General features: G+C 70.4%; 15 protein-coding genes. 6 read left to right on the plus strand and 9 right to left on the minus strand.

The genetic code is table 11. The annotated features are described in order from the left end of the window. The 4 genes from CSR00_RS27020 to CSR00_RS27035 form a co-directional block, all read right to left on the minus strand. The coding region (locus CSR00_RS27020) for an ATP-binding protein (RefSeq protein WP_281259763.1) at positions 1-811 on the minus strand (811 nt) is incomplete at its 3' end. A 9-nt stretch (positions 812-820) separates the two neighbouring features. Next, positions 821-1,450 carry a vitamin K epoxide reductase family protein gene (locus CSR00_RS27025; RefSeq protein WP_407662531.1) on the minus strand — a complete coding sequence of 210 codons (630 nt, stop codon included), beginning with the start codon at positions 1,448-1,450 and terminating at the stop codon, positions 821-823. Beyond that, entirely contained in the window at positions 1,447-2,205 is a 759-nt protein-coding gene (locus CSR00_RS27030; RefSeq protein ID WP_099025476.1) for a DsbA family protein, read from the minus strand. The genes CSR00_RS27025 and CSR00_RS27030 overlap by 4 nt, the downstream gene beginning before the upstream one ends. 97 nt (positions 2,206-2,302) lie before the next feature. Further along, on the minus strand, positions 2,303-3,433 hold the full coding sequence (locus tag CSR00_RS27035; RefSeq protein ID WP_176562289.1) for an alpha/beta hydrolase: 1,131 nt from the start codon (positions 3,431-3,433) through the stop codon (positions 2,303-2,305). A 90-nt stretch (positions 3,434-3,523) separates the two neighbouring features. Here CSR00_RS27035 and CSR00_RS27040 point away from each other — a divergent pair, with 90 nt between their 5' ends. The 4 genes from CSR00_RS27040 to CSR00_RS27055 all read left to right on the plus strand — a co-directional run bounded on the left by CSR00_RS27040 (position 3,524) and on the right by CSR00_RS27055 (position 6,605). Beyond that, complete coding sequence (locus tag CSR00_RS27040; protein WP_099025477.1) at positions 3,524-4,375, plus strand: aldo/keto reductase; 852 nt, start codon at positions 3,524-3,526, stop codon at positions 4,373-4,375. 119 nt (positions 4,376-4,494) lie between these two features. Next, complete coding sequence (locus tag CSR00_RS27045; protein WP_099025488.1) at positions 4,495-5,163, plus strand: cysteine hydrolase family protein; 669 nt, start codon at positions 4,495-4,497, stop codon at positions 5,161-5,163. A 23-nt stretch (positions 5,164-5,186) separates the two neighbouring features. Continuing rightward, entirely contained in the window at positions 5,187-6,128 is a 942-nt protein-coding gene (locus CSR00_RS27050) for an urea transporter (protein ID WP_099025478.1), read from the plus strand. 114 nt (positions 6,129-6,242) lie between these two features. After that, positions 6,243-6,605: a cupin domain-containing protein gene (locus CSR00_RS27055; RefSeq protein WP_176562290.1), complete on the plus strand. Its 363-nt coding sequence runs from the start codon at positions 6,243-6,245 to the stop codon at positions 6,603-6,605. 9 nt (positions 6,606-6,614) lie between these two features. On the opposite strand, the gene CSR00_RS27060 is transcribed toward CSR00_RS27055, so the two are convergent. The 3 genes from CSR00_RS27060 to CSR00_RS27070 are packed head-to-tail and all read right to left on the minus strand — an operon-like array spanning position 6,615 to position 11,240. Beyond that, positions 6,615-7,334, minus strand: coding sequence for an HNH endonuclease family protein (locus tag CSR00_RS27060; protein WP_099025480.1), 720 nt, complete (start codon positions 7,332-7,334; stop codon positions 6,615-6,617). After that, entirely contained in the window at positions 7,331-9,577 is a 2,247-nt protein-coding gene (gene recG / locus CSR00_RS27065; protein ID WP_099025481.1) for an ATP-dependent DNA helicase RecG, read from the minus strand. The genes CSR00_RS27060 and recG overlap by 4 nt, the downstream gene beginning before the upstream one ends. Before the next feature lies 1 nt (position 9,578). Beyond that, positions 9,579-11,240 carry a fatty acid kinase ATP-binding subunit FakA gene (locus CSR00_RS27070; protein WP_099025482.1) on the minus strand — a complete coding sequence of 554 codons (1,662 nt, stop codon included), beginning with the start codon at positions 11,238-11,240 and terminating at the stop codon, positions 9,579-9,581. Positions 11,241-11,516: 276 nt separating this feature from the next. On the opposite strand from CSR00_RS27070, the gene rpmB reads away from it, so the two are divergent. Further along, on the plus strand, positions 11,517-11,711 hold the full coding sequence (gene rpmB, locus CSR00_RS27075; RefSeq protein WP_099025483.1) for a 50S ribosomal protein L28: 195 nt from the start codon (positions 11,517-11,519) through the stop codon (positions 11,709-11,711). A 138-nt stretch (positions 11,712-11,849) separates the two neighbouring features. Here the strand turns inward: rpmB and CSR00_RS27080 are convergent, their stop codons facing one another. Both CSR00_RS27080 and CSR00_RS27085 read right to left on the minus strand, forming a co-directional pair. Next, positions 11,850-12,530 carry a uracil-DNA glycosylase gene (locus tag CSR00_RS27080; RefSeq protein ID WP_099025484.1) on the minus strand — a complete coding sequence of 227 codons (681 nt, stop codon included), beginning with the start codon at positions 12,528-12,530 and terminating at the stop codon, positions 11,850-11,852. A gap of 24 nt (positions 12,531-12,554) precedes the next feature. Next, positions 12,555-13,553: a thiamine-phosphate kinase gene (locus tag CSR00_RS27085; RefSeq protein ID WP_099025485.1), complete on the minus strand. Its 999-nt coding sequence runs from the start codon at positions 13,551-13,553 to the stop codon at positions 12,555-12,557. A gap of 131 nt (positions 13,554-13,684) precedes the next feature. On the opposite strand from CSR00_RS27085, the gene CSR00_RS27090 reads away from it, so the two are divergent. Continuing rightward, complete coding sequence (locus CSR00_RS27090) at positions 13,685-13,924, plus strand: Lrp/AsnC ligand binding domain-containing protein (RefSeq protein ID WP_245906624.1); 240 nt, start codon at positions 13,685-13,687, stop codon at positions 13,922-13,924. The last annotated feature ends 178 nt before the right edge of the window (positions 13,925-14,102 follow it).

A 14,102-nucleotide genomic window follows, 5' to 3' on the forward strand; every position in this document is an offset into this window, starting at 1 on the left:
CGCACGTGTAGCCGATCCGCCGGGCCAACGCCACCGCGTCCGAACAGATCCGTTCCCGCAACACCGGATCCAGGTTCGGTGCGGGCGCCAGCTCGATCACCTTCTGGTGGCGCCGCTGCACGCTGCAGTCACGCTCGTAGAGGTGGATCACGTTGCCCTGGGTATCGGCGAGGATCTGCACCTCGATATGGCGCGGGTTGACCACGGCCTGCTCCAAGAACACCGTGGGATCCCCGAACGCCGAGGCCGCCTCACGCGAGGCCGCCTCGATGGCCTCGGCCAACTCGGCAGGCTCGCCGACCCGGCGCATACCCCGGCCCCCACCGCCGGCCACCGCCTTGACGAACAACGGGAACGACAACCCCTCGGCGGCCTCCAGCAGCTCCGGCACCGACGCCGACGGCGCCGAGGACGCCAGCACCGGCAGCCCGGCCGCGCGCGCGACATCGATCGCCCTCGACTTGTTGCCGGTCAGCTCCAACACCGCCGCCGAGGGGCCCACGAAGGTGATGCCCGCCGCCGCACACGCCGCCGCCAACTCCGGGTTCTCCGACAGGAACCCGTACCCGGGATAGACGGCATCCGCGCCCGCGGCCCGCGCGGTGGCCACGATCTCCTCGACGCTCAAATACGCCCGGACGGGATGGCCCGGCTCCCCGATCTGATACGACTCGTCGGCCTTGAGCCGGTGCACCGAGTTGCGGTCCTCGAACGGATACACCGCCACGGTTCCCACGCCCAGCTCGTAGGCTGCGCGAAACGCCCGGATCGCGATCTCACCCCGATTTGCCACCAGGACTTTCGAAAACACCGCGACCCCCTAGATCAACGTCGACCAGTAGTCCCAGAACCGGACGAGAATCATCAGTACCACCGCGGCGTACCACAGCGCGACGATCGACCAGCGCCATTGGTGGAGCACGCCGAGCACCGCGTTGCCGGCCAGCGGCCGCAACGCGGTGCTGGCGGCAACGACGAACAGCGGGATGGTGACGGCCCACACGACCATGCAGTAGGGGCACAGCGCACCGATGCGGTAGAGGCTCTGGAAGATCAGCCACTGGATGAATCCGACACCGAACGCCGTGCCGATGGCCAGGCCGACCCAGTACCACTGCGGCAGCCGCACCCGGGCCACCGCCAGCACGCCGGTGGTGACCACCAGGGTGAACGCGATGACGCCGATCAGCGGGTTGGGGAAGCCGAACACCGAAGCCTGGGGGGTGACCATCACCGACCCGCAGGAGAGCACCGGGTTCAGGCTGCACGTCGGCACGTAGGCGGGGTTGATCAGGAGTTCGATCTTCTCGACCGTGAGCGTGAACGACGCGGCCAGGCCCAGCACCCCGGCGATCAGGATCCACAGCGCGCCGGGGCGGCCGATGCCCCTCCCCGGGCCCTGCGGCTCGTCGGTCGGTTCGTCGGCCACCTCGGCTGCCGCGGAGGTCACGATGCCGGCGCCGCGGGCTGGTCGAGCGCCGGAACGTCGCCGACGATCTCCTTGATCTTGGTCTCCAACGCGTCGGGGGTGCTGTACGAGTAGTCCTCGCCGTTGATCCGCACCGACGGTGTGGCGTTGATGTCGGTGGCCCCGGCCAGACCGCCCACCATGTCGTCGTACTTACCGGAGTTGATGCAGTCCGGCACCGATCCGACCACGCCGGCCTGCCGGGCGGTCTCGATCAGCGCGGCATTGTCCGGGGCCGGCGACCCCTCGGGCGGCTGCTGGGCGAACAGGGCCGCGTGGAACCTGCGGAAGGCGTCCTTGTTCGGGCTGCTGTCCTCCGCGGCCACGCAGTAGCCGGCATTGGCCGCCCGTGTCGAGTAGTTGTCGTTGATCGGGGTGTCGAGGATGGCCACCATGTAGTAGTCCGCGGCGACGGCCCCGCTGTCGATCAGCTTGTTGATCGTCGGGCCGAAGGTCTTCTCGAACTGCGCGCAGTGCGGGCACTGGAAGTCCTCGTAGAGGGAGACGACCGCCTTGGGCTCGCTGCTGCCCTCCTGGGTGATCACGTCGGAGGTCGCGACCCGGACGGCCTGCACCTCGCCGGACTGCTTCTTGTCCCCGCTCATCACGATGTAGAGGATCAGCGCGGTGGCGAACACGATCACGATCGCGGTCAGGCCGATCTGCACGGCCAGATTGCGCTTGCGGTCCGCCGCCTTCAGGTCGTACTTGGCGGGACGTTTCGGTTTGGAGGCCACGTCGTAGAGAGTACCGGCGAAGAAACCGCTGAAGAAAAGAGTGCCGGCAAGCCCCCTGTCCGGCGCTCTCCCCCTCGCAGACGGTCATGCTCCCGGCTCAGCCGCCCCGGCCGCGGGACAGGTGCGCCCGCAGCGCCGACACCACCTCGTCGACGGCGCGTCCGGCGTCACCGCCGAGGCCGGCCATGTTGAGGAAGCCGTGGATGAGTCCGCCTTCGCGGCGCAGATCGACGCGGACCCCGGCAGCGGCCATCGCCTCGGCGTAGCGGTCGCCCTCGTCCCGCAGGGGGTCGAAGCCGGCGGTGATCACCAGGGCCGGCGGGAGTCCGGACAGATCGGCGGCGCGGCCCGGCGACACCCGCGGGTCCTCGGCGGTCACGCCCGAGCCCTCCAGATAGCGGTCCCCGCAGAAGGCCAGGTCGTCGCGGCTCAGCAGGAAGCCCGAGGCGAACAGGGTCCGGGATCTGCTGGGCGCCCGCAGGTCGGTCCACGGGTACACCAGCACCTGCAGCGCCGGGGGCACCTCGTCGTCACGGGTCAGCTGGGAAACGGCGGCGGCCAGCCCCCCGCCGGCGCTGTCCCCACCGACGGCGATGCGGTCGGCCGGCACCCGCAGCTCCCCGGCGTGCGCGGCGATCCAGCGGTAGGCCGCCAGGCTGTCCTCGACCGCCGCCGGGGCAGGGTGTTCGGGCGCCAGCCGGTAGTCGACCGAGAACACCTGAACGCCGGCGTCATGGCAGATCCGCCGGCACACCGCGTCGTAGGAGTCCAGGTCACCGAGCACGTACCCACCGCCGTGGAAGAACACCAGGGCGCCGGCCGCCGGTCCCGGCGGCAGATAGCGGCGGATCCCGACGGGCCCCGCCGGCCCCGGGACCGACAGCTCGCCGACCTCGACCGGCAGCGCGGGCCCGCCCAGGGCCAGGCAGGTCTGGCTCATCTGCCGGCGGCTCCTGGCGACGTCGCCGTCGACGATCAATCCGGTGACCCCGGACAGCCGCAACCCGGCCAGGAAAGCCTGCAGCGTCGGATCCAGGGTGTTTCCGTCGATGACCACGGCCCGGCCGCCGGCCAGCAGCCGCTTGACGGTGTCGGGCAGCACCGGCAGGACCTTCGGGGTCACCAGGGTGGCCACCTTCAGCACAGGTTCCGGGGCTCGTCGACGGGTCGCCGGCGCGACCTCACCGCTGGTCGATGCACCCTCGGAGTTCGTCGTCTCGTACGCCATGTCATGACCGTAACGCGCGTTGATTAGGCCGTGTATGAACCTCGGTTATATCGTGAGCGGCGAAATTGTCCAGACCACAGGCAGGGTGAGATGACGTCGACGAGCCAGTCCGGGGCCACTGTTCCATCAATAGGGCTCAACGACGAGAACACGATGCCTGTTCTCGGGCTTGGCGTGGGCGAGCTGACCGATGCCGAGACCGAGCATGCGGTGGGCGTGGCGCTGGAGATCGGCTACCGGCTGATCGACACCGCGGCCGCGTACGGCAACGAGGCCGCCGTCGGCCGGGCGATCGCCGCGTCGGGCATTCCCCGCGCGGAGATCTTCGTCACCACGAAGCTGGCCACCGACAAACAGGGCTTCCAGTCGTCGCAGGACGCGCTTCGGGAAAGCCTGGAACGGCTCGGCCTGGACTACGTGGACCTGTATCTGATCCACTGGCCGGCCGCCGAGAACGGCAAGTACATCGACAGCTTCGGCGGTCTCATGCGCGCCCGCGAAGACGGCCACACGCGGTCCATCGGCGTGTGCAACTTCAATGCCGAGCACCTCTCGGACGTGATCGACCTGACGTTCAGTGTTCCGGCGGTCAACCAGATCGAGCTGCACCCACTGCTCAACCAGGCGCAGATGCGGGCGGTCAACGCCGAGCACGACATCGTGACCGAGGCCTACGGGCCGCTGGGCGTGGGCCGGCTCATCCAGAACCCCACCGTCGAGTCGGTCGCCGCGTCCTACGGCAAGACCCCGGCGCAGGTGCTGATCCGCTGGAGCCTGCAGCTGGGTAATGTCGTCATCCCGCGGTCGAAGTCCGCCGAACGCATCGCGGAGAACTTCGACGTGTTCGGGTTCGAACTCAACGCCGCCGACATGGAGGCGCTGAACGGCCTCGACGACGGATCCCGGTTCCGGCCCGATCCCGAGACCTACACCGGCAGCTGAGCGCCCGCCCGCACGGGCCGCTGTTCGCCGAATCGCCGGACGTGTCCGGCGGGGTGCGGCAAAATCGAGGTCCCGACGGTGCGGGCCCGTCCCCGGGTGCGCGCGGCTGCGAGGTGGACATGACGACGATCGATGCCAACCCGTTCCCCTACCCGTTCGACTTCAATCACGTCGCACTGGTCTGTATCGACATGCAGCGCGACTTCTGCGAACCGGGCGGTTTCGCCGAATCGCTCGGCAACGACATCGCCCGGATCGCACCCTGCATCCCGGTGATCGCCCGGCTGCAGGACGCCTTCCGCCGGGCCGGGTTGCCCGTCATCCACACCAAGGAGTGTCACCGGCCGGATCTGTCGGATCTGCCCACCGCCAAACGTAGCCGCGGGAACCCCAAACTGAAGATCGGCGACGTCGGACCGATGGGCCGCATCCTCATCGACGGTGAGGCGGGGTCGGACTTCATCGCCGAGAACGCTCCGCGGGACGGTGAACTGGTGATCGCCAAGCCGGGCAAGGACGCGTTCTACCGCACGGTTTTCCACGAGTACCTGATGACCCGCAACATCACCAACCTGGTGATCACCGGGGTGACCACCGAGGTCTGCGTGCAGACCACGATGCGGTGTGCCAACGACCGCGGCTACGACTGCCTGCTGGTCGAGGACGGCACCGACAGCTACTTCCCGGAGTTCAAGGAAGTCACGTTGCGCGCCCTGGTGGCCCAGGGCGGGATCGTCGGGTGGACGGCCACCTCGGACAAGATCCTGGAGTTGTTGGCCGGGCTGTGAGCGGCCTGGCGGGCTGGAGGGACATGGGAGCGCCCGGCGACTCCCCCGTCGACCCCGACCCGCCGGACGCCGCCGGGCAGGTGGTCGCCTATCCCCGCCTGGTGCTGCGCGGAATTTCACAGCTGTGCTTCCAGAGCAACGAGCTGACCGGGCTGTGTTTCCTGGCCGCGGTGCTGGTGGTGTCCCCGCTGGCGGCCACCTACCTCCTGGTGGCCGCGATCCTGGCACCGGGCGCCCGCATCCTGCTCGGCGAGCGGCGGGAGGTGCTGGCCACCGGGCTGCCCGGCCTCAACCCGTGCCTGATCGCGCTGTCGCTGCCCACCTTCTTTCAGACCGGCTGGGTAGACGTCCGGATGTGGATCGTGCTGCTCGTCTGCGTGGCCGCCACGGTGCTGCTCGTACGGGTGCTGCTCGCCGTGCTGCCGTTCCCGATCCTGGCCCTGCCGTTCCTGCTGGTCTTCTGGCTGCTCTACGCGCTGGCCCCGCACCTGAGCGTGGCGCTGCGGCCGGAGATGTTCGATTCCTCGCACACCGCGACCCTGCATCCGGTGATCGCGGTGCTGTTCAGCCTGGGCCAGGCGCTCTTCTCGCCAAGTGTCGCCTCGGGGTTGCTGCTCACCGCCGGACTGCTGCTCAGCAACTGGCGCCATGCGGTGATGGCCGTGCTCGGAGCCGTCATCGGAACCGCCGTCTCCGCCTACTACCGCCACGTCGACCCGACTCTGGCCGATTTGGGGCTCTACGGCTTCAACGGTGTGCTGGCCGCGGTGGCGGTGTACGTGTTCTGCGGCCGGCTCAGGCTGGCGATTCTGGGGGCCCTCATCGCCAGCATCGCCACCCCGTCCCTCGGGTTGCTCGGGCTCCCGGGGGTCTCGGCACCGTACGTGTTCGCCACCTGGTTCGTCCTCGGGTTGGGCTGGATCGAACGGAAATGGTTCACCGCACCGGGGATCGGGACCCGTTGACATTCCACACGCGGCCGGACCCCGGCCGCGGGAAGGGAGAAGAGCAGGATGACCCCATCGACCCCGTCGGCGCGCTCCACACCAGCGCACTCGACACCAGCGCACTCCACGCCAATGCGTCCATGGCGTCCGATCGTCTTCACCGATCTCCTTCGGGAGGCGGCGGTGCTGAAGTCCGACGCCGACTGGCAACCGTTCCGCCCGGGCGTGAGCGCGCACTGGCTCTACGACGACGGCGGCGGCGGCCCGGCGGCCGTGTTGCTGCGCTATGAGCCCGGCGCACGTGTCAGCGAGCACGAGCACATCGGCTACGAGCACATGTTCGTCCTTGAGGGTGAGGAATTCGACGAGCACGGCTCCTATCCCACGGGCAGCTTCGTGGTGAACCCGCCCGGTACCCGCCACTCGCCGGGCAGCCACAACGGCTGCGTGGCGCTGCTGATCTACGAGAAGGCCGTGCGGTTCACCGGCGGGTAGCGTTGCCCCTCAGCTCTGCGGGCAGGTGCCGGCAGCATCCCGCAGTGCCGTCGCCGAGGGCGCGTCGACGGGCAGCCCGTAGCCACGCAGCACCGCGATGAACTGCATGGCGTACTGGCAGTGGAAGGCCCCGCTGGGCGGCATCCACACCGCGGGTTCCTTGTCACCCTTGTCCTGATTGGCCTGCCCCTGGACCGCCAGCAGGTTCGCCGGATCGTTGGCGAAGCGCGCGCGCATCTCGTCGGTCCAGCCGCGGGCACCCTGGTCCCAGGCGTACGCCAACGGCACGATGTGGTCGATCTGCACCGCGGCACCCGTCTTGGCGCCGCGGGCGAAGTCGATCACGTCGCTGGTGTAGGGGTCGTGCAACGTGCCGGTGGCCACCGCCGTGGGGCATCTGCTGATCGCCACATACGTCTTGTCGACCAGGTCGCGCTCCAGGATGTCGTTGCGGGTGTCGCAACCGTTGCGACCGCCCGGCGCGTCGGTGTCGTCGTCCCAGGCCTCCCCGAAGGCCGCACGGCGGTAGTCGTAGCCGCGGGTGCGGTTGGGTATCACGGTGATTCCGTCGAGCACATCGGCGCCCGGCGCCACGGTGGGGACGGCGCTGTCGGTGGCCTCGGCCACGAACCAGCGGCTGTGATCACGCGAGGTGCCCACCACCTGCAGTGCCACCAGTACCGAGAGCACGGCGGCCACACCGAGCCAGATCCCTCGCCTGCGGTTCATGACTTGTCCAGATACTCGATGCGGTCGGTCCCGGTGAAGTTGGCGGCCAGCAGGGCCATTCCCGGGTCGTGGCGATCGGCCTCGTAGACCTGCTCGCACAGCGCCCGCGCCGACTCGATGACATCCCGGTGCTCGGCCAGCGACAGGAAGCGAAGCGTGACCGTGCGGCCGGACTGGTTGCGGCCCAGGACATCTCCCTCGCGACGTTCGGCGAGGTCGAGGTCGGCGAGTTCGAAGCCGTCCAGCGTCGCCGCCACCGCCTGCAACCGGTCGCCCGCCTTGGAGCCCTCCGGCAGATTGGTGACCAGCAGGCACAGACTGGGGTGACTGCCGCGGCCGATGCGGCCACGCAGCTGGTGCAGCTGGCTGATCCCGAACCGGTCGGCGTCCATCACCACCATGACCGTCGCGTTGGGAACGTCGACGCCCACCTCGATCACCGTGGTGCACACCAGCACGTCGAGGTCGCCGGCGCGGAACTGCGCCATCACGGCGTCCTTCTCCTCCGGGCTCAACCGCCCGTGCATCAGGCCCAGCCGCAACCCCGCCAGCGCGCCGCCGCGCAGGTGGTCGAAGAGCTTGACCACCGTGATCGGCGGCGTGGTCCGCCCGTCCTTCTCCTCGTCCGCCGCGGTCGGTGGCTCCTCGTCGGTCTCGTCGATGCGCGACGCGACGACATAGGCCTGCCGCCCCGCGGCGACCTCCTCGATGATGCGCTGCCACGCGCGCTGCAGCCAGCGCGCCTTCTGGGCGGCGAAGATGACGTTGGTGCTGATCGGCTGCCGGCCGCGCGGCAGCTCCCGCAGTGTCGATGTCTCCAGATCGCCGAACACCGTCAGCGCCACCGTCCGTGGGATCGGGGTGGCCGTCATGACCAGCAGATGCGGGGTGATTCCCCCGGATGCCTTGGCCCGCAGCCGGTCCCGTTGCTCCACGCCGAACCGGTGCTGCTCGTCGACGACCACCATGCCCAGGTTGTGGAACTCGACGGCGTCCTGCAACAGCGCGTGCGTTCCCACCACGATTCCGGCTTCGCCACTGACCATTTCGGCGCGGGCCTGCCGCTTCTGCTGCGGTGTCATCGATCCGGTCAGCAGTGCCACCCGGGTCGCGCGGTCGTCGCCGCCGAGTTCGCCGGCCGTCGCCAGCGGCCCCAGCACATCCCGGATGGAGCGGGCGTGCTGGGAGGCCAGCACCTCGGTGGGTGCCAGTAATGCGCACTGGTATCCGGCGTCGACCATCTGCAGCATCGCCAGTACCGAGACGATCGTCTTGCCGGAGCCGACCTCGCCCTGCAGCATGCGGTTCATCGGCCGCGAGGAGGCCAGCTCGTCCTCGAGCACATCGAGCACCGCACGCTGACCGTCGGTCAGATCGAAGGGCAACCGGGCCAGCAGGGCCGCCCGAAGGCCGTCGGCGCGCGGGGCGGCCGGCGGGCCGGTGCCGCTGAGCGCGCCGTGGCGCCGGGTGACCAGCGCCCACTGCAGCCCGACGGCCTCGTCGACGGTCAGCCGCTGCCGGGCAGCCGAGCGGTCGGCCTCGTTCTCGGCCAGATGAATGGCGCGCAACGCGGCGTCCTCGCTGATCAGATGCTGCCGACGGACATACTCGGCCGGCAACGGCTCGGGCACCGGATCGAGCACGTCGAGCACCTGGCGCACGCAGGCGTAGATGTCCCAGCTCTGCATCTTGGCGGTGGCCGGGTAGATGGGAAAGAAATCACGCTCGAACACCGACAGATCCAGCCCGGTCTCCCCCGGTCCCGATCCCGACCCGGGGCTGGACGCGATCGCCTTCAGCGACTTGGATCCGCGCGGCCCGCGGGGCCCGCCGAGCACCAGGAACGCCGGGTGGGTGAGCTGCATGGTGCCGCGGAAGTAGCCCACCTCGCCGGAGAGCATCACCCTGGCGCCCTCGACGAGGGCGTGCTTGATGTAGCGGGCGTTGAAGAAGGTCGCCGTCACCTTCGGCCGGCTGCGGCTCAACGTCACCACCAGATACTCCCGGCGCGGGGTGCGTTTGGTCCACCGCGCGTCCACACCGGCGATGGTGTCGACGAACGTGACATGCTCCCCCGCGGCCGGCGGCTCGGAATCCTCGCCCAGCACCGACATCCCGGCGCTGTACTTGCGCGGGTAGTGCCGCAGCAGATCATCGACGGTCCGGATGCCGAACTCCTCGTCGAGCTTGTCGGCGGCCTTCCTCCCCACGATGAAGTCCAGCCGGTCCGCCAGGGTCGCCATCTCACTCCACTCCGATGATCACTGCGTCGCCGGCGTGGCCGGTGCGATAGCTGACCAGTTCGGTGGCCAGATGGTGGCGCCGCACGTGGTCACCGAGGGCCTCGGCCACGTCGTCGGAGACACCGGTCCCCAGCAGGACCGTGACCAGCTCCCCACCGACGGTCAGCAGCAGATCGATCAGGCCGCGCGCGGCCGCGGCGATCCCGCGGCGTACGACGAGCACCTCGCCCCCGACCACCCCCAACCCGTCGCCGGTGCGGCAGGGCCCCGCCCAGGTCAGCGCGTCCTCGGCGGCCAGCCGCACCGACCCGTACCGGGTCTCGGCTGCCGCGGCGGCCATGGTGAAGCCGTCATCGACGGCCTGACGTCCGGCGTCGTGCACGGCCAGGGCGGCCAATCCCTGCACCATCGAACCCGTCGGCACCGGAACCACGTCGATGCCCCAGCCGATCGCTGCGGTGCAGGCCGCCACCAGTTCGGCGGCGGCGACGTAGCCGTTGGGCAACACCATCACCTGCGCGGCACCGGTGTCGACCAGGGCCCGCAACAGCTGCCGGGCGCTGACCCCCACCCCCACCGACTGCAGTTCGGCGGGGTCGGGACGCAGCACCGCGGCCCCCTCGGCGGCGAACAACTCGGCGGCCCCGTCGCCGTCGACGACGGCGAGCACCGCCCGTTCGGTGGACCAGCTTCCCGGCGCCAGCCCGGTGCCGCCGCCCAGTGCGGAGATCTTGATGGCGCTGGGCCGGCCGAATGCCAGCCCCGCCTCCACCGCGGCCCCCGCGTCGTCGGTGTGCACATGTACCGATTGCCGGCCGGCCCCACCGGTACCGTGCGCGGCGGCGATGACCACCGAATCCCCGAGCGCGGTCAGCCGTGCCCGCAGGGCTTCGACGATGTCGCGCCCGCCGGAGTCGAGCAGATACATCACCTCGAACTGGGGCGCGGCCGGCGGCGCGGGGTGCGGCGCCGGTTCCGGCGGCCGTGCCGGTTGATAGGGGCGCCGGCTGGCGACGTGACCGGTCAGCGTCGCGCTCAGCGCGTCGAGCAACACCACCAGGCCGCGCCCGCCGGCATCGACCACCCCGGACTCGGCCAGCACCGGCAGCTGGGCCGGGGTGTTCTCCAGGGCCGCGACGGCGGCCTCCGCGGCGGCCGACGCCGCGCCTCCGACCGGATCGCCGTCGCCGGCGCTGCGTTCGGCGGCCTCCGCGGCGGCCTGCAGCACCGAGACGATGGTGCCCGCGACCGCGTCGCCCCCCATGGATGCCACCACCAGGCCGACGGCGTGCCGGAGCGCGGCCGCCAGCACCGCGGCGTCGATGGCCCCGAGCTCGCCCCGGGTGTCGTCGGCCACCGAGGCGGTCACGTCGGCGAGACCGCGCAGGATCTGGCTGAGGATGACCCCGGAGTTTCCGCGGGCACCGTGCAGCGCCCCCTCGCTGAGCGCCGCGGTGACCGCCACGACGTCGCCCGAACCGGCCGCCGAGCGGGCCTCGGCCAGCGCGGAACGCATGGTGAACAGCATGTTCGTGCCGGTGTCGGCATCGGCCACCGGAAACACGTTGAGCCGGTTGATCTCGTCGGTGCGCGCGATCAGGTCGCCGACGGCGGTGTGCGCCCAGTCCCGCAGGGCGGTCCCGTCGAGCCGACGATCCGACATGCCTGGACTCCCCTAACGTCAGGTGGGCGCCCACCCGGGCTGTGCACGCGGCGCCAGCCTAGTCAGTGTGGACGACAGCAGATGATCAGGTGGCGCGATCCCGCCCCTACCCGAACGCTGCCCGGACGCTGCCCGAACCCTGCCCGGTCGTTGCCGACGACGCCGTTTTGGCGTTCATCGGCGGGGCCGGTATTCTGGTGCGGTTGTCTGGTCACCCGCCACGCGGTCGCTGGCCCCGGATACACCACTGACGTTCGAGATTGAGGAGTACCACTGATGGCTGCCGTGTGCGAGATCTGCGGGAAGGGCCCCGGCTTCGGCAAGTCGGTGTCGCATTCCCATCGCCGGACCAGCCGCCGGTGGAACCCGAACGTCCAGACCGTGCACGCCGTGAGCGGTCCGGGCGGCAACAAGAAGCGCATCAACGCCTGCACCTCGTGCATCAAGGCGGGCAAGGTCGTCCGCGGCTGATCGCGGCGCACGGCTGGAGTCCGCGGCTGATCGCGGCGCACGGCTGGAGTCCGCGGATGATCGCGGCGCACGGCTGGGGTCCGCGGATGATCGCGGCGCACGGCTGGGGTCCGCGGCTGATCGCGGCGCACGGCGGCCCTACGGCAGCCGCCAGTCCACCGGGTCTGCTCCGCGTTCGCTCAGCATCTGGTTGGCCCGGCTGAACGGCCGCGATCCGAAGAAGCCACGCGAGGCCGACAGCGGCGAGGGGTGCGCCGACTCGATGGTCGGGCAGTCGGCGCCGAGCATGGGTTTGAGGGTGGCGGCGTCGCGGCCCCACAGGATCGCCACCATCGGCTGGGCCCGATCGGTGAGCGCCCGGATCGCGCACTCGGTGACCGCCTCCCACCCCTTGCCCCGGTGCGACGCGGGAGTCCCCGGCCGCACGGTCAGCACCCTGTTCAGCAACATCACGCCCTGGCGCGACCACGGGGTGAGGTCTCCGTTGTCCGGGCGCGGATAGCCGAGGTCGGCACTGTATTCGGTGAAGATGTTCTCCAGGCTGCGCGGCAGCGGTCGCACGTCGGCTGCCACCGAGAAGCTCAGTCCGACGGCGTGGCCGGGGGTCGGGTAGGGATCCTGACCGACGATGAGCACCCGCACCTGCTCGAACGGAAAGGTGAAGGCGCGCAACACGTTCGCGCCCGCCGGCAGGTACCCGCGGCCCGCGGCCAGTTCGGCACGCAGGAACTCGCCCATCCGGGCCACCTGATCGGCCACCGGGGCCAGCGCAGCCGCCCAGCCGTCGTCGACGAGTTCGTTGAGGGGACGCGCAGTCACGGACGTTCAACCTACAAGCCGCGCTCAGGCGTAGGACTGCCAGCCCACCGGACCGTCCCAGCGGCGCCCGTCGACCACCACCCGGCCGGGGCCCCCGGGGCTCCCGGTCACCTCGCCGATCACGGTGCCGATCACGGTCCACCCGGCCGGCGGGGTGCCGGCGAAGCAGGCCACCAGTGCGTGGTCCTCGCCGCCGGACAGCACCCACTCCCACGGGTCGGCCCCGAGGGCGGCGGCGGCGCCGGCCAGGGCGTCGCGGTACCCGGCGAGCGCCCGGGTGGACACGTCGATCTCCACACCGGAGGCGGCGGCGACGTGCCCGAGATCGGCGAGCAGGCCGTCGGAGACGTCGGTCATCGCCAGGGCCCCGGCCTCGGCCGCCACCCGCCCCTGCCCATAGGGCGGTTCGGGCACGCGGTGGCGCTGACGCAACGTCGCGAAGTCTTCCCGGTCATCCGGGCCGCCACCGGTCCCGAACCGCTCGAGCAGCCCGTACCCGGCCGCCGAGCACCCCAGCCGCCCCGCCACGGCCACCACCGCCGGTGCCCGGGCCCCGTTGCGGCGCACCGGCCGGCGGTTGTCCAGCCCGCCCAGGACCGTCACCGACACCACCCACTGTGGGCTGGTCACCAGATCGCCGCCGGCGACCCCGGCACCCACCCGGGCGGCCTCGGCCCACATGCCGTCGGTGAGCTCGGCGACGCGGGCGTGGGGCGTGTCCGCGGGCGCGCCGAAGGCGACGACGAAACCGGTGACCTCGCCGCCCATCGCCTCGATGTCGGCGGCGTTCTGCGCGATGGCCTTGCGGCCGACGTCATACGAGGAGGACCAGTCCAGCCGGAAGTGCCGTCCCTCGACGAGCATGTCGGTGGAGACCAGAACCCGCCCCCCGGAGGCGGCCAGCAACGCGGCGTCGTCGCCGGGGCCGATCAGGACTCCCGCGGACTGCCGCCGGCCCGAGACCAGGCTGTCGATGACCGAGAACTCGCCCAGATCCGCCAGCGTCGGATCGTCGTTACCCATATCACCTCACGCCTTGCCGACCTTCGCCTAGCCTGTACGCCGCCACGACCTGCGGTACCTTACGGTCACGCCAGTGTATGCATCGGGTGTTCAAATGACAGGCGGGAGAGAACCGGGTGGTCGAGGCCTTCATGCTGATCCAGACAGAGGTTGGCCGCGCCGAGGTCGTCGCCAAGCAGGTCGCGGGCCTGCCCGGCGTGCTCTCCTCGGAGTACGTCACCGGGCCCTATGACGTCGTCGTTCGCGTCGGGTCGGACACTCTGGCCGATCTGCAGGCCAACGTCGTCGCCCAGGTCCAGGCCATCGACGGCATCACCCGCACCCTGACCTGCCCGATCGCCAACGGCGTGGTCGGCACCGATCAGAGGTGACGCTCCGTTCCCGCTGATACCCCCGCTGACACCCCTGACGGCACACCCCCCGACGCCGCACCACCGACGCCGTCTTAGTCACATCTGACCCAGCCAACGACACTCCTCGTGTCAGGCTCGCGTGGTGCCGTAAACATAACAAAAACTACACAGCGATATAACAACATGACTGACAACA

This window comes from Mycolicibacterium palauense (assembly GCF_002592005.1).
Taxonomy (GTDB): domain Bacteria; phylum Actinomycetota; class Actinomycetes; order Mycobacteriales; family Mycobacteriaceae; genus Mycobacterium; species Mycobacterium palauense.